The organism is uncultured Desulfovibrio sp. (genome assembly GCF_944324505.1).
GTDB lineage: Bacteria > Desulfobacterota > Desulfovibrionia > Desulfovibrionales > Desulfovibrionaceae > Desulfovibrio.
Map to the genome: position 1 here is coordinate 1 of NZ_CALUWO010000011.1, position 19,710 is coordinate 19,710.

The following is a 19,710-nucleotide window of genomic DNA, read 5'->3' on the forward strand; positions in this document are numbered from 1 at the left end:
ATGTGGGAAAGTAGGCCGCTGCCAAAGATTGTTCCAGAACCCCTCGCTGCGTTGCGCGCGAGGGGTTCTTTGTTTTTTGTATCATTGTGAAATTGCTGATCAAAATAGGACTTTGAGCGCCTTAGCTTTCGGGTTAGACTGCGCCGTGCGAACATTTTTTGTTGATTGTCAGGTATCATTTGACATATTTGAGTGCTAGTAAAACAATAATAAATTGAAATAGAATAAGATTCTAATAAAGGATATGATATGAGGAAAAATATATTAATTCTCCTGTTCTTAAGTGGGTTGGTGGAAAACGCCAACTTTTAGAATATATATTACCTTTCATAAAAAAAAATGTACATATATTGAACCTTTTTTGGGAGGGGGAGCGGTTTTATTTTCTTATCAACCAAAGCGTGCTATAATAAATGATTATAATTTTGAGCTTATGAATGTTTATTCAATGATAAAAAAGTATCCTGAAGAGTTGATTCAGATATTAGAACTGCATAGAATAAATAATTCTGAGGATTACTATTATGAAATTAGATCCTATGATAGGGATGAATCCTATAAAAAAATGCCATTAATTGAAAAAGCCGCAAGAATTATATATTTGAATAAAACTTGTTATAATGGCCTGTATAGAGTGAATACGTCTGGCCAGTTTAATTCGCCATATGGGAAATATAAAAATCCTAATATCGTTAATGCTCCGGTTATAAGAGCAATATCAAAGTATTTTAATGAAAATGATGTAGTGTTGATGTGTGGTGACTATAAAGATGCTCTGGCTAAGGCACGAAAGGGAAATTTTGTATATCTTGATCCTCCTTATATGCCCATTTCAACCTCTTCTAACTTTACTGGATACACAGAAAGAGGTTTTGGCTATGAGCAGCAGAAAGAATTGAAGCACGAATGTGATAAACTAAGAGATAAAGGGGTGCGATTTGTACAATCAAATTCTGACTGTCCTGAAATCAGAGAATTATATAGTGAATATACGATTGTAACGGTTCAGGCAAAACGATCTGTGAATAGCAATCCGACTAAACGAGGTGAAATTACAGAGGTATTAATCTATGAGTAAGATATTAAGTATAGATCAAGCATGGAAGATGTTACTGAATAAATATAATATTGTTGAAAATGTTAATGAAAATGGAATTTTTTATATGAAATCTTCTCAAATCAGAGAATATAAAGAGCCGAGGTTGATGGCAAAATGGGATAGTTCTGAAAATCTCCCACAACCATTGAAGAACAATAATTTGAATATACTACCTGTTAGTAGAAGTGAATATGCTATCAGTGATTTTAAGGTATATGCAAATTTGCCAGAACTGGACGCGAAAATAGAAAATATGCCCTGTGCTCAGCTCGAAACATATGAGACCATCGACATCCATTCTATAACATCGGAGTCAACTGCCATTAATATCCTTCTATTATCACGAATTTTGAATAATTTTTTAGAAGTAGACGATATTGCTGCAACGTTTAATGGACGTATGGGAACTCCGCAGTTTGAGTTTCTAATAGATACTCATAAAAATATAAAAAGATCTGTTGCTGTAAAAAATGCTCAATGTGAAATCGATGGTGGATTTGAAACAAATGATAGTGTGATCATCTTAGAGGCTAAAAATATTGTTCATCCAGATTTTAATGTTAGGCAATTGTATTATCCGTACCGTTTATGGACATCAAAAGTTAAGAAGCCTGTTCGTCTTGTTTTTTCTATATATTCAAATATGATATACAGGTTGTTTGAATATAAATTTGAAAATATTGGTGATTATTCATCGATAATCCTAATTAGAAATAAAAATTATTCTCTTCAAGATACAACAATAACTATAGAAGATTTGCAAAATATAAAGAAAAGTATTGGATTACCTCAAATAAGTGATGAGAGTGGAAAAGATAATGTTCCGTTTATTCAAGCAGATTCTGTGGATAGAATTATCTCACTATTAGAAAATATGTATAACCATCCTATGACGCCAAAACAGATAATTGATCTAATGGGGTTTGTGAAACGGCAATATAGATATTATGTGAATGCCGGAAAATATCTTGGTTTATTTGAAGATTGTAAGATTGATGGCGTTTATTTTGTTCAATTATCATCCATTGGAAATAAAATATGTAAAATGAATTATAAAGAAAGACAATTAAAATTAGTTGAGTTGATGCTAAATCATGCAATATTTTTTCATTTTTTTGAATATATCTATAAGAATGGAGCTTTTCCAACGGTAAACGAGGTCTGTAAAAAAATGTTGGAACTACATATTTTCGATGTGAATAATTCGACAGTAGCACGTCGTGCTCAAACTGTTATTAGTTGGCTAAAATGGATTTATACACTAACAAAATTGTAACTTAATAGACAACTGAAGTGTTACAGGCCATATTTTGGGTAGTGTGTGCAATTTCTTCCGCTAAAGCCATGCCCAGAGCGCCGCTGCCGGCGTCTGCCGGGCGTTTTCCCGGAAACGGCCGGGCTTGAATCTTTACGCGGCCCCGCGTATACATCGAAAAAGTACGGAACCGTCAGAGGATCATAGCATGAACAGTTTTCGACAGACTGCCGTGGGAATTTTTGTGCTGCTGGGACTTGTCTGCGTGGCCTATCTCACCATCAAGCTGGGGCGCATGGAGCTTTTTGAGCAGGACGGCTTTGCCCTGACTGCCCGCTTCAATTCCGTGTCCGGCCTGCGCGTGGGGGCCGATGTGGAAATGGCCGGCGTGCCCGTGGGCCGCGTGACGGCCATTGCCCTGGATAGTGACCCCACGCGGCGTCAGGCCCTGGTGCATCTGATGCTGGATACGGACCTGAAACTCTCCACCGATACCATTGCCTCGGTGAAGACCAGCGGCCTCATCGGGGACAAGTATGTCAGCCTGACGCCCGGCGGTGCGGACGAGATTCTGGCATCCGGGGACATGATTGACGAAACCGAGTCAGCCGTGGATCTTGAATCGCTCATTGGAAAGTACGCCTTCGGAGGTGTGTAAATGGCGCGCGTATTTCGTCTTTCTTTTCTGGCCTGTGCCGTGCTCCTGCTGGTCCTGTCTGCTGCCGGCGCACAGGCAGCCAGTCCGGCCCGCGAGACGCTGGAGCAGTCCGTCAACCAGATTCTGGACTGCATCAAGGACCCGGCCTTTGCCAATGCCGCAAGCCGTCCCGCCCAGCGGGACAAAATTGCCGTTATTGTGAAAAAGGTTTTCGATTTCCGCGAATTTGCCATCCGCACGGCCGGTCCGCGCTGGAAAACCTTCAATGCCGGCCAGCAGCAGCGCTTTACCGATGCCTTTGCGGACCTTCTGCTCACCACCTACATCAGCAAGATTGACGGCTACGGTGGCGAACAGGTGGCCTATACCGGTGAAGTGGCCAATTCTGCCGGGACCCGGGTGGAAGTCCGCACTGTCATCACCATGAGCGACAGAAAAAAGATTCCCGTGGCCTATCGCATGATGCTCAAGGACGGAAAGTGGCGCTGCTATGACGTGCTCATTGAAAACGTGAGCCTTGTCAAGAATTACCGGACGCAGTTCCAGGATATTCTCAATAACGCCACCCCGGACGAGCTGATCGCCCGGGTGCAGGCCAAGGCCAGAGAAGCGTCCGCCAATGCGCACTGATACGCTCAACGCTTCCCGCACCTGCCGCAATGCGCGGAGAAGGGCGGCGGTTCTGGTCGCGGTGGTGCTTCTGTGTCTGGGGCTGGCATGCGGCCAGGCTCTGGCCAAGCCCAATTATACCCGGGAACTCCGGCCCACTCCCCGGCCGCACAGCCCCTCTTCGCTATATGATGCGGACAGTCCGTCCCTGCCCGCCGGCGCCGTTACGGTACGGACCGCCGGGGACGAGACCTTTTCCGATGATCTGGACAATTATGACGAGGCCCCCGTATCCTCCATCGCCGATCCGCTGGAACCGTGGAACCGTTTCTGGTTTGCCTTCAATGATATTTTTTATCTGTACATAGCGGATCCGGTCTATTCCTTCTATGAGACCATCACCCCCGTGCAGTTCAGGCGGGGTATGGCAAATCTGTACCGCCACCTGCTCTTTCCCACGCGCTTTGTGAACAATCTGCTTCAATTCCGTTTCAAGGAAGCGGGGGTGGAGTTCGGTCGCTTCATTATCAACACTGTGGCCGGCTTTGGCGTGGTGGATGTGGCTAAGCGCGAGAAAACCATTGTGCCCGTGGACCCCAGCGGTGAAGACTTCGGGCAGACACTGGGGCGCTGGGGTATCGGGCATGGCTGCTATCTGGTGCTGCCTTTCCTTGGCCCCAGTTCGCTGCGGGATGGTATCGGCCGCATTGGTGACTGCTTCACGGACCCGATGTTCTATGTCTATCCCTGGGAACTGGCCGCCAGCTCGGAACTGTGGCTGCGCTTCAATACGCTGGATGAATTGCTGCCCACCTACATCAGCCTGCGCGATGCCGCTGTGGACCCGTACATCAGCATGCGCGAGGCCTATGTGGGCTATCGCCGGCAGCAGGTAATACGCTGAGGCGCTTTCCCGTATGCCGTACAGGCTCCGGCCGCAGGGCACAGCATGTCCTGCGGCCGGTATCGCTTCCGGTCGTCAGGACAGCGGCCGGCACCGCAAGCACAGGACACCATCATGCAGACAGACGTTGCCTCCGGCACAGCTCCCCTCCTGCGGCTGGACAGGCTGAGCGTGACCTTTCAGTCCGATGACGGCCCCCTGCCGGCCGTGGAGGAACTTTCCCTGGACCTGCCCCCGGCGGCCATCACCTGCCTGGTGGGCGAGTCCGGTTGCGGCAAGAGTCTGACGGCCCGCGCCGTCCTGCGTCTGCTTCCCCCCCAGGCCCGCCCGGCAGGGCGCATCCTCTTCAAGGGGCAGGACCTGCTGGAACTGCCCGAATCCCGCATGCGCCCCCTGCGCGGGCGGCATATTTCCATGATTTTTCAGGAACCCATGACGGCGCTGAATCCTGTGCTCACCGTGGGACTCCAGGCAGCGGAGCCGCTGCGCCTTCACCTGGGCATGAGCCGGGCCGAGGCCCGCGCCGAAACCGTGCGTCTGTTTCGGGAGGTGGGGATTCCCGCTGCGGAAAGCCGCTACGGGGAATATCCGCATCAGCTTTCCGGAGGCATGCGACAGCGCGTCATGATTGCCATGGCCCTGAGCTGCGGCCCTGATCTGCTGCTGGCCGATGAACCCACCACGGCACTGGACGCCACCCTGCAGGGGCAGATACTGCACCTCATCCGTGAGCAGAGCGAAGCCAGGGGCATGGCGGTTCTGCTCATCACCCATGATCTGTCTGTGGTGGCTCAGATGGCCGCCCACGTGGGCATCATGTACGCCGGGCATCTGGTGGAATACGGCCCCGTGGCGGACATATTCTCCCACCCCCTGCATCCCTATACCCAGGGGCTTATGGCATCGGCTCCCGGCCGGGCCGGCGTGGGCGTGCGGCGTCTGCCGGCCATTCCCGGCAGCGTACCCCCGCTTGGACAGCGGGGCCGGGGCTGCCCCTTTGCGCCCCGTTGTGCCCGGGCCTATGCCCGCTGCCATGAAGAGCTGCCCGCGGAACGCAGCCTGGACGGCCATCGGCTGCGCTGCTGGCTGCCGGACTGAGAGACGACACCCCATGCCCCGCCGCTATACCAGCGGGCAGTTCGCCCGTTTCTGCCACACCACCAAGGAAACCTTGTTTCACTATGAGCGCCTGGGGCTGCTCCGGCCACGGCAGACAGGGGCCAACGGTTACCGCTACTACGATGCCCGGCAATTCCTGCGCTTTGACATGATTTCCCTGTTTCGGGAAGCGGGAACACCCCTGCGGGACATTGCCTGCCTCCTGGATGCCCCGTCGGGAGAGGATATTCTCCGGCTGCTGGACGCACGGGCCTGCCAGCTGCGGGAAGAACAGCAGCGTCTGGCCCGGCGGGAAGCCCTGGTGCAGGATATCCTGCGCGTGGCGCACGAGGCCCGCTCCACCCCCATGGACCGGCTGCTGCTGCGGGACATGCCGGCCCTGGACCTGGAAATGCAGCCGGCAAGCCCGCATGATCTCAGCCGGGTGGACGGCATGGTGCATGCCAGCGCCCTGTTCATGGAAGCCTACCGCAGCAGCGGGCGCAATCCCGGCATGCCTGTGGGGATTTGTTACAGCGCCCATGCCTTTCTTGCCGGAGACCTGCGCCAGGGGGCATTTTTTGCACCAGCGGCGGACGATACCCCGCCGGCATGCCGTTGCTGCCTGCCGGCGGCACATTGCGCCGTCTATGCCCATCAGGGCAGCTGGGAATCCCTGCTTGCCTGCTGGCGCACCCTGCCTGACCTGCTGGCCGGGCAGGGCTGGCGGCCTGCCGGTCCGGTGCTGATGCTGGATATGGGCAGTTATGCCCTGCTGGCTTCCGATACGGAATATATCATGCACTGCCGCATCCCTGTGGTGCCCGCGTGATGGACGCGGCCTGAGCCAAGAGCGGGACGCATCCCTCTTTTTCACGGCGTTGCGGGACCAGGCGAGCCGGGGCCGTCCCGGGACGATTTTGCCGCAGAGACAGGCTGTCGGAACCATGGCACTGACGGGCTGACGGGCCATGGCCCGTCATGATGGCTCTGCCTGTCTGCGTCGCCGCATGGAGGGGGTCGGCAGCCATCGTGCCCCGCATCATCCCGTGTCCCCTTCAGTGCGTGTCCTCCTCCTGCTTCCGCGATTCCCTTGCCTGCCTCCGGCCACGCTGTTTGCCGGGTGAAGGGCAATGGCGCAGCCGGCGATGCCGGAGCGGGGAAAACCCGCAGGCGATGATGGAACAGACGAGCCGGAAAACGGGGCAGGCTTCCCACGCTGACGGAGAAGCATGGTCTTCCCCGCGGGGTGACCGTGCTACGAACAGGGCACGAACAGGCCTGCCTGCGCCCATGACCGCACGCTGCGGGCAGCAGGCGGCGAGACCCCGTTGGGCTTCAGCCCGGGCAAAGCAGGCGCGGCGCGTTCGCCCCGGCGGGACATTGGGCATGCCGTCAGATGCCGCCCTTCTGGCGGAAGAGCACGCTGCTTGCGGCCAGCACCAAAGCCAGGCACAGGGGAAGCAGCAGGGCTGTTTCCAGTCCTGCCCAGCGCGCCAGCCAGCCGATGGAGGGCGGAATGACAAGCAGGCCGGCATAGCCCAGGGTGGCAATGACCGTGGTGGCCCGCTGCGGCGTGATGTCTGCCCTGGCGCCGGCCCGGCTCAGCATGGTGGGCATGATGGGGGCGGCCCCCAGGCCGGTCAGGGCATAGCCGGCCAGGCAGAGCAGCGGCCAGGGCGATGCCAGCACCAGGGCCGATCCCAGCGCAGCCAGCAGGGAACTGCCCAGAATAAGCCGCAGATCGCCCACCTTCCGGCGCAGGGCGTCGCCAAACAGGCGCCCCACGGCAATGGCCACGGAAAAGGCGCCAAAGCCCAGGGCGGCCGTGCTTTCGTCCGCGCCCTTCACCGTATGCAGCAGCAGGCCGCTCCATTCGGCGCAGGCCCCTTCCACGGCAAAGGCCGCCATGGCCAGAAAGCCGCAGATGATGATCACACCGGGAACGCCCTGTCTGGCCGGGGCCGTGGCAGCGGGCGTGTGCGAAAAGGCCGGGTCCGGCAGCAGGTGGCGTCCGGCCCACAGCCAGACAAGCAGAAGCAGCGCGGCCATACTGCCAAAGGTCACCAGGGGCGAAAGTCCCAGTCCGGCAAAAACCGCTCCCAGCGCCGAACCGCTCAGACCGCCCAGGCTGTAGCCTGCATGCAGGCCGGAAAGGCAGCTGCGCCGGAAGCGGTGTTCCAGCAGCAGGCCCTGCGTATTGACGGACACATCGGACAGGGCAAAGGCAAAGCCCAGCGCACCGCAGCCCACGCAGAAGAGCAGGGCATTGCCTGCCAGCGCGCAGAGCGGCAGAAAGGCCAGCAGGGCCAGGCTGCCCGCACGCAGGACGCTTCGGGTGCTGTAGCGGCGTTGCAGCAGGTGCATGGCAGCAAAGCCGCCCAGACTGCCGCAGCCCAGACTGAGCATGGCCATGCCGATGACGGCTTCATCGGCGCCGATCTGCTGGCTCAGGGCCGGGATGCGGGCGGTGAGCAGACCATAGACCATGCCGAGACAGAAGAAAAAGAAGACAATGGCGACCCAGGTTCGCCGCAGGGAAACTGATTTCATGCCGTCCTCACAGGCGTGATGCGTACAGGGCAGGTGCATGCCGGTGGCAGCATGTGCAGAGGGGCTGCCGGGTGTCCGTCCGGGGCGGACCGCTGTTCTGCCTGCGTCACGCGGTACATTACCGGAGAAAGGACCATGCTAAACTATGGGCCAGGGCAAGAGTCAAGCGCCGGCAGAAAATTTGCCGGAGCTGCCCCGTTCAGAAGCGCCGCCGAAACATCCAGACCGCCACACCAACGCAGACCACGGCAATGGCGGCGATCTTGCCCAGGTTGAGCAGGGCAGCCGACAGGGACATGTCGCGCAGGAACAGGCCCTGCACAATGGCCGTGAAATGCCGTACGGGATTGAGCTGGCTGGCATGCTGCAGAAAGGCCGGCATGTTGATGACCGGAGTGACGGCGCCGGAAATGAGAATGCAGGGAACGCCCACGGTAAAGGCGCCCAGAAAAGCCTGCTGCTGGGTGGCGGAAAGGGAGGAGACCATGAGGCCCATGCCGCCGGAGGCCAGGGCAAAGGTCAGGATGGCAGCATACAGCAGCAGGAGGGAGCCGGTGAAGGGCACGCCGAAACCCAGGGTGGAAACCAGCAGAAAGATGGTGCCGTGTACCAGTCCCACCACACAGCCGGGCATGAGCTTGGCCAGGGCAATTTCCGTGGGCGTGGCCGGCGAGACCAGCAGCTGGTCAAAGGTGCCCACCTCGCGTTCTCTGGCCACGGAAAGCCCGGTGACGATGAGGCCCAGCATGAAGCAGAGCATGCCGATGAGATTGGGCAGAAAAAACCACTGAAATTCCAGATTGGGATTGAACCAGCGCCGCACGCGGATGTCCAGACGGGGAGCGCCCGCGGCTGCGCCCTGCATCTGCTGCCCCAGCGGCGTGGCTGCGCCCACGTCGTTCAGCATGCTTTGCAGGTAGTAGCCGGCAATCTGCGCCGCGTTGGAGCGGCGCCCGTCCAGCAGCACCTGCACCTCCACGGGCTGGCCGGCAGCCGCACGCCGGGAAAGGTCCTGGGCCAGCACAATGGCCATGAGCGCCCGTTCCTCTTCAATGGCAGGGCGGAGGTCGGCCTCGTTCTGCAGAAAGAAGACGTGGCGGAAGGTGGGGGAGCCTTGCAGGCGGTGCACGATTTCCCGGCCCAATGCGCCGTTGTCATGGTCCAGAATGGCCACGTCCACATTGCGCACTTCCAGGGTGGCGGCCCAGCCGAAAACCACGATCTGCATGAGGGGCGGCAGCGCAAGCATGACGCGCGACACGCGGTTGCTCATGAGAACGAGCAGTTCCTTGCGGACAATGGTGGCAAAGCGGCGCCAGTTGATGCCGTTCATATGTCAAGCCTCTTGCGCAGGTTCCGGTAGGTGAGGCCCAGCAGCAGGGACGCCAGCAGGGCCATGAACAGCAGCGAGCTGGCAAAGACAGGCCACACATCGCCCACCAGAAAGACGGTGCGCAGACAGGTATTGAAGTAGCTGGCCGGCAGAAGGCGTGTCAGCCATTGCAGCACCAGGGGCATGCTGTTGATGTCAAAGACAAAGCCTGACAGGAGAAGCGCCGGCAGAAAGCCGGAAAACAGCCCGGCTTCGGCTGCCACGAGCTGCGTGCGGAAGGAGGTGGAAATGACCAGCCCCTGCCCCAGCGCACAGCACATGAAAACGGCGGAAAGCAGCAGCAGGGCACCCGCCGAGCCGCGGAAGGGCACGTCAAACAGAAAGACGGCCGCCAGCGCGCACAGCCCCATGCTGAACATGCCCATGCAGAAATAGGGGATGAGCTTGCCCAGCAGCAGCTGCATCCGGCTGACCGGTGTGGCGAACATGGCTTCCATGGTGCCGCGCTCCCATTCGCGGGCAAAAACCAGGGAGGTGAGCAGGGTGCCGATAAGCGTCATGATGACCGTGATGGCGCCGGGCACCAGGAACTGTTCGCTGCGTGCCGTGGGATTGTACCAGATGCGGGGCACCATGGTGACCGGGGAGGGCAGCGGCTGCCCGCCGGGCAGGCGCGTGGCCTGCCAGCTGCTCATGACGCCCTGCCCGTAGCTTTCGATGAAGCGGGCGATATTGGGTTCTGTGCCGTCCACGGCCAGCAGCAGGCGGCCCGTCCCGCCACGGGCCAGGGCGGCATCAAAATCCTGCGGCAGCACCAGCACGCCCTGTACGGCCGAATCGCGCATGAGGTTTTCGGCCTCCCGCATGTGCTCCACCGGCGTGACCCTGAACCACGGGGAGCGGGCAAAGGCGTCCGACAGTTCCCGCGCGTGCAGGCCCCGGCTCTGGTCCAGCACGGCCAGTTGCAGGGTGCCGGGGTCCATGGTGATGCCAAAGCCGAACAGCAGCAGAAAGAGCAGCGGCAGCACGCCGGCCACCAGATAGGAAGACGGGTCGCGCACGATCTGCTGGAATTCCTTGCAGACAAGCGCCAGAAGCTGTCGCAGCCACAGGCGGTTCACGATGCGCCTTCCTTCGTGTGCTGCTGTGCCTCGATGCAGGCAATGAAGGCCTGTTCCAGGGTGGGGTCTTCCAGGCCCGTTTCGTGTGCGCAGGCCGCCTTGAGGGCATCCGGCGTGCCCATGCTGATGATGCGCCCGCCGTTGATGAGGGCCAGGCGGTCACAGTATTCGGCCTCTTCCATGAAATGGGTGGTCACCAGCACCGCCGTGCCGGCAGCGGTCAGGGCGGTGATGTGTTTCCAGAAATCGCGGCGGGTGCGGGCATCCACACCGGAGGTCGGTTCATCCAGAAACAGCACCGGCGGTTCGTGCAGGGTGGCGCACAGCAGGGCCAGCCGCTGTTTCTGCCCCAGGGGCAGGGTGTCTGTCCGGCTGTGCAGGTAGCTGTCCAGCCCCAGGGCCGAGGCCAGCTCGCCGATGCGTGCTTCCTGATGTTTCCTGTCCAGCCCGTAGAGGTCGGCGCTGATACGGATATTCTGGAGCACCGTAATGTCGGGATAGAGCGAAAATTTCTGGGCCATGTAGCCCAGGTGTGCCCGGGCGGCGCTGCCGGCCCGCAGCAGGTCCACGCCGTCCACGCGGCACTGGCCGGAGGTGGGCCGGGACAGGCCGCAGAGCATGCGGAAGGTGGTGGACTTGCCGGCCCCGTTGGGACCCAGCAGACCGAAGATTTCGCCGGCCCGGACAGTAAAGCTCACCTCGTCAGCCGCCACAAAGGCGCCAAAGCGCTTGGTCAGCTTGCAGGCCTGGATGCGCTCCGCAGCCTCGCCGTCCGTGACGGCATGCCGTTGCGTTTTTCCGTAGGGCGAAGGGGTGCGTATCATGCCGCCCAGGGCGCTCATATAGGCATCTTCCAGCGTGGGGGGCACGGCTTCGCCCTGTTCACGCCGTACAGCCTCCCGCACGGCAGGGGGGGCATCGTGGCGCAGCAGCAGGCGCAGGCGGCTGCCCTGCACCACCACATCTTCCACGGCATCGCAGCGCATCCAGCGTTCCATGGCGGTCCGCCGCTGTCCCGGCGCCGGCCTGACGGCATAGACCCGTCCCTCCGCCCGGCGGGCCATGGCTGCGGGCGGACCGGCATAGAGCAGGCGCCCTTCATCCAGCATAAGAATGTCCGGGCAGCGCGCCGCTTCATCCAGATAGGCCGTGGACCAGACAATGCTCATCCCTTCGCGGCACAGAGCATTGACCATGCTCCAGAGTTCCCGCCGGGAAAGCGGGTCAACGCCGACGCCCGGTTCATCCAGCAGCAGAATGCGCGGCGATCCCAGCAGGGCGCAGGCAATGCCCAGTTTCTGCTTCATGCCGCCCGACAGGCGCCCGGCCAGACGATGCACAAAGGGCGCCAGTGCGGTAAAGTCCAGCAGCCGGGCGAAGAGGCGCCGGCGTTCGTCGCCTTCCACGCCCCGCAGCCGGGCATGCAGTTCCAGATTGGCCAGCACGGAGAGGTCCTCATACAGGCCGAAGCGCTGCGGCATGTAGCCGATACGGTTGGGACTGTGACGGGCCACGTGCATGGCGTCCTCTCCCAGCAGGCGCACCGTGCCGGTGGTGGGCTGCATGAGGCCGGCCATGAGGCGCAGCAGCGTGGTCTTGCCGGCAGCGTCCGGCCCCACAAGACCGGTGATGCTGCCGGCGGCAAGGCGGGCCGTGATGTCATGCAGGGCTTGCCGCTGGCCAAAGCGCATGCCCAGTCCGTCCAGCTCTATGGCCGCATCCGTGCGGGCATGGAGGCTCATGGGGCGGGTGCCTCCGCCGGGGCATCATCCCGGAGAAAGACACGCACGGGCATGCCCTGCCGCATGATGTTTTCCGGGTCAGCCATGCGCACGCGCAGCCGGTAGACCAGAGAGGTGCGCACCTCTTCGGTTTCCACATTCTTGGGCGTGAATTCTGCGGCAGGCGATATGAAGCCCACCGTACCGGGAAAGCTGCGGCCCGGCGCGGCATCGCATTCCACCCGCACGGCCATGCCGGGGCGCAGGCGACCCAGGTGGGCCTCGTCCACGTAGACGCGCAGCCAGACCGGGTCCACGAGGCTCAGGGTAAAGACGGTCTGCCCGGCCTGCACGATGGCGCCGGCCTCCCGTGCCCGCGTCAGGACAATGCCCTTCTGCGGGGCCAGCAGGCGCGTATCCTGGCAACGGATGGTGGCCAGTTCCCAGTCCGCGCGGGCGGCGTTTACCACGGCCCGCTGCGAGGCAATGTCCTCTTCCCGGTAGCCCGTGCTCACAAGTGCCAGCTGTTCCTCGGCGGCCTGCTGCCTGGCGGCGGCATTGCGATAGGTACCACGGGCGTTGTCCAGCTCCTTCTGCGAGATGGCATTGCCTGCGCGCAGCTCCTCCACACGGCGCAGCTGAAGACGGGCATTTTCGGCCAGCGCTGCCGCTGCCTGCACTTCTGCCCTGGCGGAGGCCACTTCTTCACTGCGATATCCGTTTTCCAGGCGTTGCAGGCTGGCCAGCTGCCGTTCATACTCGGCCCGGGCGCGATCTTCCTCCCGGCGCAGCATGTCGTCATCCAGGCGGGCCAGTTCCCTGCCGGCATCCACGGCATCACCCTCGTCCACCAGCAGGGCGGCAATGCGGCCGCCCACGCGAAAGGCCACGTCCACCTGACGTATCTCCACATTGCCATAGAGGACAAGGGGGCCGTTGTCCTGTCCCCACTGTCGCCAGAGCAGCACGGCGCCCCCCAGCAGCAGAAGCGGAATGAGGAAGAATTTCCAGTTGTTGCGCATGGGCTGTCACTCCTTGCCTGGGCTGTGCGTCACGCTAACAGGCGCCGTCTGGACTGTAAAGGTCCGGTTTCGGCTTGCGTTGCGCCGCCGCAGAGGCTAGGAACAGGACCATGTGCTTTTCACGTTTTGCCAAGGATATGCCATGAGCACCTTTTCTGTTGATACGGCACGCTGCATCGGCTGCGGCCGTTGCGTGCAGGACTGCATCGGCCACTGCCTCGGCATGCCGGAAGGTCATGCCGTCATGCTGCATGAGGAACGCTGCATCGGCTGTCAGCATTGTCTGGCAGTGTGTCCCACCGGGGCCGTGTCCATGCTGGGGCATGGGGCGGAGCAGTGCCTGCCCCTGGCGGGCGCCCTGCCGCGCCCGGAAAGCATGGTGGCCCTTGTGCGCGGCCGCCGCAGCGTGCGCCGCTATGCGCAGGACAATGTGGACCGCCAGACGCTGACAGCCCTGTTCAATGCCTGCAACTACGCCCCCACCGGGGTCAATGCCCGTCAGCTCTGGGTGGGCACCATTGACGACATCGAGGTCATGAACGCCTTTCGCGCGGAGGTGTACCAGCGGCTGGACGAGCTGCTGGCCAGGGGGGCCATTCCCGACGATCCGCATACCCGGCAGTTCCGGGCCGCGCCCAGGCTCTGGAAGGAACGGGGGCAGGACATGCTGTTCCGCACGGCGCCGCACTGCGTGGTGGTGAGCAATGCCGCCGATGCCCCCTGCGGCCCGCAGGACCCGCTCATCTATCTGTCCTATTTCGAGCTGCTGGCCCAGAGTTACGGCCTGGGGACCACCTGGTGCGGCCTGCTGTACTGGTGTTTCCGCCTTTTTGTGCCGGACATGCTGGCCCGGTTCGGCATGCCGGAAGGGCACGAGCTGGGCTACTGCATGCTGTTCGGTCTGCCTGACGTGCACTACCCCCGCAGCATCGCCCTGCCCGATGCCGTGGTGCATCGCGTCCGCAGCTGGTAAGCCGCCGGGCTTGTCGTTCTGCCGTCCGTGCGTCACGGGCTGCACAAGCAAAAAACGGTCCCTCTGTCTGTCAGGGGGACCGTTTCTGCATGGCGCGGCAGAGCCATCAGGCATCAAGCCAGGCCGTGATGGCGGCGCTGACGCGGGGATCCACGGGGCTGTGCTCCGGCGCCTTGTCCCGGCCTTCGGCATGGCGGGTAAGAAACTGGTGCAGATAGGGGTCGTCCTGGGTTTCCAGCTGGGCCAGACTGCCGGAAAAGATGGCCGTGCCGTCCCGCAGCACCAGCACATGGTCGGCAATGGTACGCAGGCTGTCCAGATCGTGGCTGACCACCACGATGCTCATATGCGGATAGTGATGGTGCATGGACAGCAGCAGATTGTCCATGCGGGCGGCGGTGATGGGGTCCAGGCCGGAGGTGGGTTCGTCGCAGAGCAGGATGCGCGGTTCGGCAATGATGGCGCGGGCCAGGCCGGCCCGCTTGCGCATGCCCCCCGACAGCTGGTTGGGGTAAAAGTCGGCAAAGTCTTCCAGCTCCACCAGGCGCAGCACACGCAGGGCCGCTTCGCGGATGACGCTGCCGGGCAGGCGCACATGCTCGGTAAGGGGCAGGGAGACATTTTGCGCCAGGGTCAGCGCGCCCAGCAGGGCGCCATCCTGAAAGAGCACTCCCATGCGGCGGCGGATGCGGCGGGCTTCCTGCCGGGGCAGGGAGTACAGGTCCCGACCGCCCACGCAGACACTGCCGGACAGGGGACGGGACAGGCCGATGATCTGCCGCAGCAGGGTGGACTTGCCACAGCCGGACCCGCCGAGGATGACGGAAATGCGCCCGCCGGGCAGGGTGGCGTCAATGTCGTGCAGGACCACATGGCTGCCATAGCCCGCGCTGAGGTGGGAAAAGGTAATGGGCCAGACTTCTTCAGCCGGCGGAGAAAGCGGGGTGGGATGCTCCATGATGTTTTCCGGGATGGGAGTTCTGTGGTGCCCTTGCCCTGCTAGAGCAGGAAGGAGGTAAGCACATAGTCGGCCATGAGGATGAGCACGCAGGAAATGACCACGGCCGAGGTGGTGGCATTACCCACGGCTTCGGGGCCCACGCTGTCACGGCGCAGATGGGCGGTATAGCCCTGATGGCAGCATACCGTGGTGACCAGCAGGCCGAAGACCACGGACTTGATGAAGCCGCCGTTCACATCGGCCAGGGTGACGGCATGGGCGATGCGGTAGAAGTAGGCACCCTCGTTGATGCCCAGCATGGTGACGCCCGTGAGGTAGCCGCCCAGGATGCCGATGGTGTCAAAGATGGCCGTGAGCAGCGGGTAGGAAATGAGGGCCGCCAGCAGGCGCGGACTGACCAGATAGGCCATGGAATTGATGTCCATGACATCCAGGGCATCAATCTGGTCCGTAATGCGCATGACGCCGATTTCCGCCGCCATGGAGGAACCGGCACGCCCTGCCAGCATAATGGCCGTGAGCACCGGCCCCAGCTCGCGGATGAGCGACAGGGAGACGGCGGAACCGAGCATGCCCACGGAACCGAACTGGATGAGGGTGTAGTAGCCCTGCAGGCCCAGCACCATGCCGCAGAAAATGCCGATGAGGGCAATGACAAAGAGGGACTGGTAGCCGATGGCATAGAGCTGTTGCAGGGTCCGCCGGAAGATGCGCCGGCTGGTGAAGATGTGGCGCAGGCCATCCAGCATGAAAAGGGTCATGGCGCCCATGGCATTGACGCCGCGCAGACAGCGTTGGCCCAGTCGGGCGGGAATGGTCAGAAGGGACATTAGCGCCTCTTGCCGCCGCGCGGCGTTACGGGTTTTTTGGAGGTGCGCAGGGGGGTTCCCAGGCCCATGTTTTCCATTTCCTGGCGCAGATTTTCGGCGTCGCGCTCGGTGCCGCGCAGCATGACCAGCACCAGCTGCACCTTGCCGCTCTTGATGACGCGGGCACGCATGCCCTGACCGTTGAGCGTCTTGCGCAGCCGGTCGGCATCTTCCTTGTCACGAAAGGCCGCCACCTGATACACGTAGTCAAAAAGCGGTTCGGCCGGCTGGCTCGCCTCCCTGTCGGCTGCCGGGGCGCGCGTGGCCGTGGCGGGGCGGTCGGCCTGCGGGCTGGCCTGGCGCGCCTTCTGACTGTCCGGTGAGATGCCCCAGGCCGCCAGGCTTTCCCCCTGCGGCCGGGCAAAGGGATAGGCCGGCTTGGTGGCGGCCGTCGTTTTGTCCGCCGGGGTGCTGCCGGCCTGCTGGGCCGCTTCCTTGCCGGCATTCTGGCCGTCCGCCGCAGCGGCTGTGCCCTGCGGCGCGGCCTGTGGGGCCTGCGCGGATTGTGCGGCAGCCGGGGCGGCGGCGCCCTCCGGCAGCAGGGGGCTGTCCAGCAGGGGCTGGCGGGCACCATCTTCCGCCGCGGCCTCCTGCTGGGGCGGGTCGCTGAGCAGGGCACTGACCCGCTCCTCGGGGTTCTGCCCCTTGCCGATGACCACCCCCATGAAAAAGGCCCAGCCCACGGCCGCCGCAAAGATCACCACCAGCGCCATGAGCGCCAGCGGCGGCAGGTGAAAGAGTACGCGCGGTGCGGGGCCGTCATCCTGTCGGGATGCGGCGGGGATGCGCTGACGCACTTTGCGCAGGGGCTGGGGCATGCGGTGCTGGCTCACTTACATGGTTTCCGGCGCGCTGACGCCGAGAATATCCAGGCCGTTGCGCAGAACCTGCCCGATGGCCCGCAGCAGGGCCAGCCTGGCGCGGGTGCGGGCCTCGTCCTCAGCCACCAGAACCTGATGCCTGGCGTAGTAGCTGTGCAGCATGCCGGCCAGGTCCATGAGAAAATGGCTGACGTGGTGCACGGCCAGGGTCTGGGCGGCGGTGGCGATCATGTCTTCCATGCCGGCAGCCTTGCGCAGCAGGGCCATGTCCTCCGGCGTGTCCAGGGCCGCCAGCAGGGCAAGGTCGCTCTGCGGGGGCAGGGTGATGCCGCGCTCCCCGGCCCGGCGCAGCACGGCACAGATACGGGCATGGGCGTACTGCACATAGTAGACGGGATTGTCCAGGCTGCGCTGCTTGGCCAGTTCCAGGTCAAAGTCCAGGGGGCTGTCGCTCTTGCGGGACAGGAACATGAAGCGGGCCGCATCGGTGCCCACTTCCTTGATGACATCGGCCAGGGTCTCGAAGGTGCCGGCCCGGGTGGACATGCTGACGGGCTGACCGTTCTGCAGCAGGTTGACCAGCTGGATGAGCACCACGTCAAAGCTGTCGCGGGGCTGCCCCATGGCCGCAATGGCGGCGCGCATGCGCGGCACGTAGCCGTGATGGTCCGCGCCCCAGATGTCGATGAGCCACTGGTAGCCGCGCTGGTACTTGTCGTGGTGATAGGCAATGTCCGAGGCAAAATAGGTCAGGGTACCGTCGGACTTGCGCAGTACGCGGTCCTTGTCGTCCCCCAGTTTTTCCGTGGCAAACCAGTAGGCATTGTCCTTGTGATAGGTGTGCCCGGCCTTGTCCAGGGCGGCAAAGGCCGCGTCCACCTTGCCACCTGTCACCAGCGTCTTTTCGGAAAACCAGTTCTGGTGTTCCACGCGGAAATCGGCCAGGTCCTTCTTGATGCCGTCGAGGATGTCGTTCATGGCGCGCTGGTAGCAGCGTTCCTTGCCTTCCTCTTCGGGCAGATCGGGCAGCGAGGGGTCTTCGGCCAGCATTTCCCTGGCAATGTCGATGATATAGTCACCGCGGTAGTAGGATTCGGGCCACTGCACGGGACGCTGCATCAGTTCCTGCACGCGCAGCCAGACCGACAGGCCCAGCAGGCGCATCTGCAGGCCGGCGTCATTGATGTAGTATTCCGTATGCACGTCATAGCCCGCCCGGCGCAGCAGGCGCGCCAGGCTGTCGCCCACGGCCGCGCCGCGCCCGTGCCCCACATGCAGGGGGCCGGTGGGATTGGCGGAAACGTATTCCACCAGGGTCTTGCGGCCCGCGCCCACGTTGCTGCGGCCGAAGTCCACGCCCTGCCGTTCCACATCCAGCACGGTCTGGCGCCAGAAATCCGGGCTGAAGGTCACATTGATGAAGCCCGGTCCGGCCACTTCGGCGGACAGGATGTCCGGGCAGCGCTGCGGCAGGGCGGACGCCAGGTCCTGGGCCAGATCACGCGGATTTCTGCCGGCTTCCTTTGCCAGCAGCATGGCCACATTGGCCGCCAGATCGCCGTGCTTGGCATCGCGGGGCGGCTGGATGACGGCTTTGGCGGGCCAGCCAAGGCCCTTTTCTTCCAGAAGGGTTTTCAGCGCTGAACGCAGCACATCGGTAGCACGCATGATATCCTCGCAGGGCGTCGGCAGAGCCTAGGCGCCGAAGTGTTCCAGGGTTTCGGGAGAATTGACCAGCTCCGTGACAATGTCGGCGCGGGCGGCCTCGTCCAGACCGGTCAGGCACTGGCCCACCATCTTGCCCAGCACGGCCTTGGGGCCCAGTTCCACCCAGCGGCGCACGCCGTCGGCATACTGGTTCTGTATGGTTTCGATCCAGCGCACGGAGGATGTCATCTGTTCCAGCAGGTATTCCTTGATGCTTTCGCCATCCACCAGGGCCTTGCCCAGGCTGTTGCAGTAGACCGCAAAGTGCGCCCGGCGCCACACGGCCTTGCGCAGCAGCGGTTGCAGCTCGGCATTGGCCTTGGCCATGAGCGGACTGTGAAAGGCGCCGCTGACCTTGAGCGGTATGGCGCGCCCTTTCATTTCCTTGGCTTTCTGACAGGCCAGCGCCACGGCCTCGCCATCGCCGCTGACCACATACTGGGCCGGCGTATTGTAGTTGGCAATGCGCAGGGGCCTGTCGCTTTCGGTGGCAGCGGCCTTGACCAGTTCCTCCACCTGCGGCAGGCTCAGCTTGAGTATGGCGGCCATGCCGCCGCGCCTGTCGGGGTCGGCTTCGGCCATGAGGCGTCCGCGCAGGCTGACCATGTGCAGGACGCTTTCCTCGTCCAGCACGCCGGCAGCGGCCAGGGCGCTGAACTCGCCCAGGCTGTGCCCGGCGGCGGCCACGGGATGCACCTTGCGGGACAGCTCGCGCCAGAGGTTGAGATTGACCACGGTAAGCGCGGGTTGCAGGGCACGGGTATCGCTCATGGCGGTTTCGTCCCCTTCCCAGAAAATTTCGCGCAGGGGCAGCTGGCTGATGCTTTCAGCACGCTTCCAGAGCTGCATGGCGTCGCGGCTGCTATCGGCAAGGTCCCGGCCCATGCCGGGTTCCTGCGAACCCTGGCCGGGGAAAAGCAAGGCAATGGGCTTGGTCATGATCCTTCTCCACACTGAGATTGCAAGGGGATTTTTTACGTTATCCGGCTGCTGCTTGCAAGTCCTG

18 protein-coding genes are annotated in these 19,710 nt (G+C 61.2%); 8 read left to right on the forward strand and 10 right to left on the reverse strand.

Going from position 1 to position 19,710, the window contains the following annotated elements:
- The first annotated feature begins 283 nt into the window (after positions 1 to 283).
- The 7 genes from Q0J57_RS09635 to Q0J57_RS09665 all read left to right on the forward strand — a co-directional run bounded on the left by Q0J57_RS09635 (position 284) and on the right by Q0J57_RS09665 (position 6,455).
- A complete protein-coding gene (locus Q0J57_RS09635; protein ID WP_297219679.1) occupies positions 284 to 1,078 on the forward strand; it encodes a Dam family site-specific DNA-(adenine-N6)-methyltransferase in 795 nt (264 codons plus the stop codon).
- On the forward strand, positions 1,071 to 2,375 hold the full coding sequence (locus Q0J57_RS09640; protein ID WP_297219681.1) for a hypothetical protein: 1,305 nt from the start codon (positions 1,071 to 1,073) through the stop codon (positions 2,373 to 2,375). The genes Q0J57_RS09635 and Q0J57_RS09640 overlap by 8 nt, the downstream gene beginning before the upstream one ends.
- A 187-nt stretch (positions 2,376 to 2,562) precedes the next feature.
- Positions 2,563 to 3,012 (forward strand): outer membrane lipid asymmetry maintenance protein MlaD, encoded by a 450-nt coding sequence (mlaD, locus tag Q0J57_RS09645; RefSeq protein ID WP_297219683.1) that lies wholly within the window; start codon positions 2,563 to 2,565, stop codon positions 3,010 to 3,012.
- Positions 3,013 to 3,642: an ABC transporter substrate-binding protein gene (locus tag Q0J57_RS09650; protein WP_297219685.1), complete on the forward strand. Its 630-nt coding sequence runs from the start codon at positions 3,013 to 3,015 to the stop codon at positions 3,640 to 3,642. It abuts the gene before it with no gap.
- The gene (locus tag Q0J57_RS09655) at positions 3,632 to 4,525 is read left to right on the forward strand and encodes a VacJ family lipoprotein (protein ID WP_297219687.1); all 894 of its coding nucleotides are present in this window, start codon (positions 3,632 to 3,634) and stop codon (positions 4,523 to 4,525) included. Before Q0J57_RS09650 ends, Q0J57_RS09655 begins: the two co-directional genes overlap by 11 nt.
- Before the next feature lie 114 nt (positions 4,526 to 4,639).
- Positions 4,640 to 5,623, forward strand: coding sequence for an ABC transporter ATP-binding protein (locus Q0J57_RS09660; protein WP_297219689.1), 984 nt, complete (start codon positions 4,640 to 4,642; stop codon positions 5,621 to 5,623).
- Between the two features lie 13 nt (positions 5,624 to 5,636).
- A complete protein-coding gene (locus Q0J57_RS09665; RefSeq protein WP_297219691.1) occupies positions 5,637 to 6,455 on the forward strand; it encodes a MerR family transcriptional regulator in 819 nt (272 codons plus the stop codon).
- Positions 6,456 to 7,018: 563 nt separating this feature from the next.
- Here the strand turns inward: Q0J57_RS09665 and Q0J57_RS09670 are convergent.
- The 5 genes from Q0J57_RS09670 to Q0J57_RS09690 form a co-directional block, all read right to left on the reverse strand.
- On the reverse strand, positions 7,019 to 8,176 hold the full coding sequence (locus Q0J57_RS09670) for an MFS transporter (protein ID WP_297219693.1): 1,158 nt from the start codon (positions 8,174 to 8,176) through the stop codon (positions 7,019 to 7,021).
- 199 nt (positions 8,177 to 8,375) lie between these two features.
- Positions 8,376 to 9,509, reverse strand: coding sequence for an ABC transporter permease (locus Q0J57_RS09675; RefSeq protein ID WP_297219695.1), 1,134 nt, complete (start codon positions 9,507 to 9,509; stop codon positions 8,376 to 8,378).
- Positions 9,506 to 10,630: an ABC transporter permease gene (locus tag Q0J57_RS09680; RefSeq protein ID WP_297219697.1), complete on the reverse strand. Its 1,125-nt coding sequence runs from the start codon at positions 10,628 to 10,630 to the stop codon at positions 9,506 to 9,508. Before Q0J57_RS09680 ends, Q0J57_RS09675 begins: the two co-directional genes overlap by 4 nt.
- A complete protein-coding gene (locus Q0J57_RS09685) occupies positions 10,627 to 12,372 on the reverse strand; it encodes an ATP-binding cassette domain-containing protein (protein ID WP_297219699.1) in 1,746 nt (581 codons plus the stop codon). Before Q0J57_RS09685 ends, Q0J57_RS09680 begins: the two co-directional genes overlap by 4 nt.
- Positions 12,369 to 13,373 carry an efflux RND transporter periplasmic adaptor subunit gene (locus Q0J57_RS09690; RefSeq protein WP_297219701.1) on the reverse strand — a complete coding sequence of 335 codons (1,005 nt, stop codon included), beginning with the start codon at positions 13,371 to 13,373 and terminating at the stop codon, positions 12,369 to 12,371. Before Q0J57_RS09690 ends, Q0J57_RS09685 begins: the two co-directional genes overlap by 4 nt.
- Positions 13,374 to 13,515: 142 nt before the next feature.
- Between Q0J57_RS09690 and Q0J57_RS09695 the strand changes: the two genes are divergently transcribed.
- Entirely contained in the window at positions 13,516 to 14,346 is an 831-nt protein-coding gene (locus Q0J57_RS09695) for a nitroreductase family protein (RefSeq protein ID WP_297219702.1), read from the forward strand.
- Positions 14,347 to 14,452: 106 nt separating this feature from the next.
- Here Q0J57_RS09695 and Q0J57_RS09700 read toward each other — a convergent pair whose 3' ends face one another.
- Genes Q0J57_RS09700 through Q0J57_RS09720 form a run of 5 tightly spaced genes read right to left on the reverse strand, consistent with a single transcriptional unit; the run spans position 14,453 to position 19,643 of the window.
- Positions 14,453 to 15,304: an ATP-binding cassette domain-containing protein gene (locus Q0J57_RS09700; protein ID WP_297219704.1), complete on the reverse strand. Its 852-nt coding sequence runs from the start codon at positions 15,302 to 15,304 to the stop codon at positions 14,453 to 14,455.
- 41 nt (positions 15,305 to 15,345) lie between these two features.
- Positions 15,346 to 16,137 (reverse strand): ABC transporter permease, encoded by a 792-nt coding sequence (locus Q0J57_RS09705; protein ID WP_297219706.1) that lies wholly within the window; start codon positions 16,135 to 16,137, stop codon positions 15,346 to 15,348.
- A complete protein-coding gene (locus Q0J57_RS09710; protein ID WP_297219708.1) occupies positions 16,137 to 17,009 on the reverse strand; it encodes an SPOR domain-containing protein in 873 nt (290 codons plus the stop codon). Before Q0J57_RS09710 ends, Q0J57_RS09705 begins: the two co-directional genes overlap by 1 nt.
- Positions 17,010 to 18,665 carry an arginine--tRNA ligase gene (argS, locus tag Q0J57_RS09715; RefSeq protein WP_297219711.1) on the reverse strand — a complete coding sequence of 552 codons (1,656 nt, stop codon included), beginning with the start codon at positions 18,663 to 18,665 and terminating at the stop codon, positions 17,010 to 17,012.
- Between the two features lie 27 nt (positions 18,666 to 18,692).
- Complete coding sequence (locus tag Q0J57_RS09720; protein ID WP_297219713.1) at positions 18,693 to 19,643, reverse strand: ACP S-malonyltransferase; 951 nt, start codon at positions 19,641 to 19,643, stop codon at positions 18,693 to 18,695.
- Positions 19,644 to 19,710: the final 67 nt, after the last annotated feature.

Excerpts from the sequence above, each read along its gene's own strand:
- Q0J57_RS09660 (WP_297219689.1), top strand. The coding sequence starts at position 4,640 with ATGCAGACAGACGTTGCCTCCGGCACAGCTCCCCTCCTGCGGCTGGAC.
- Q0J57_RS09700 (WP_297219704.1), bottom strand. The coding sequence starts at position 15,304 with ATGGAGCATCCCACCCCGCTTTCTCCGCCGGCTGAAGAAGTCTGGCCC.
- Q0J57_RS09720 (WP_297219713.1), bottom strand. The coding sequence starts at position 19,643 with ATGACCAAGCCCATTGCCTTGCTTTTCCCCGGCCAGGGTTCGCAGGAA.
- Q0J57_RS09670 (WP_297219693.1), bottom strand. The coding sequence starts at position 8,176 with ATGAAATCAGTTTCCCTGCGGCGAACCTGGGTCGCCATTGTCTTCTTT.
- Q0J57_RS09655 (WP_297219687.1), top strand. The coding sequence starts at position 3,632 with ATGCGCACTGATACGCTCAACGCTTCCCGCACCTGCCGCAATGCGCGG.
- Q0J57_RS09685 (WP_297219699.1), bottom strand. The coding sequence starts at position 12,372 with ATGAGCCTCCATGCCCGCACGGATGCGGCCATAGAGCTGGACGGACTG.
- Q0J57_RS09705 (WP_297219706.1), bottom strand. The coding sequence starts at position 16,137 with ATGTCCCTTCTGACCATTCCCGCCCGACTGGGCCAACGCTGTCTGCGC.
- Q0J57_RS09675 (WP_297219695.1), bottom strand. The coding sequence starts at position 9,509 with ATGAACGGCATCAACTGGCGCCGCTTTGCCACCATTGTCCGCAAGGAA.
- mlaD (WP_297219683.1), top strand. The coding sequence starts at position 2,563 with ATGAACAGTTTTCGACAGACTGCCGTGGGAATTTTTGTGCTGCTGGGA.
- Q0J57_RS09650 (WP_297219685.1), top strand. The coding sequence starts at position 3,013 with ATGGCGCGCGTATTTCGTCTTTCTTTTCTGGCCTGTGCCGTGCTCCTG.
- argS (WP_297219711.1), bottom strand. The coding sequence starts at position 18,665 with ATGCGTGCTACCGATGTGCTGCGTTCAGCGCTGAAAACCCTTCTGGAA.
- Q0J57_RS09665 (WP_297219691.1), top strand. The coding sequence starts at position 5,637 with ATGCCCCGCCGCTATACCAGCGGGCAGTTCGCCCGTTTCTGCCACACC.
- Q0J57_RS09640 (WP_297219681.1), top strand. The coding sequence starts at position 1,071 with ATGAGTAAGATATTAAGTATAGATCAAGCATGGAAGATGTTACTGAAT.
- Q0J57_RS09695 (WP_297219702.1), top strand. The coding sequence starts at position 13,516 with ATGAGCACCTTTTCTGTTGATACGGCACGCTGCATCGGCTGCGGCCGT.
- Q0J57_RS09690 (WP_297219701.1), bottom strand. The coding sequence starts at position 13,373 with ATGCGCAACAACTGGAAATTCTTCCTCATTCCGCTTCTGCTGCTGGGG.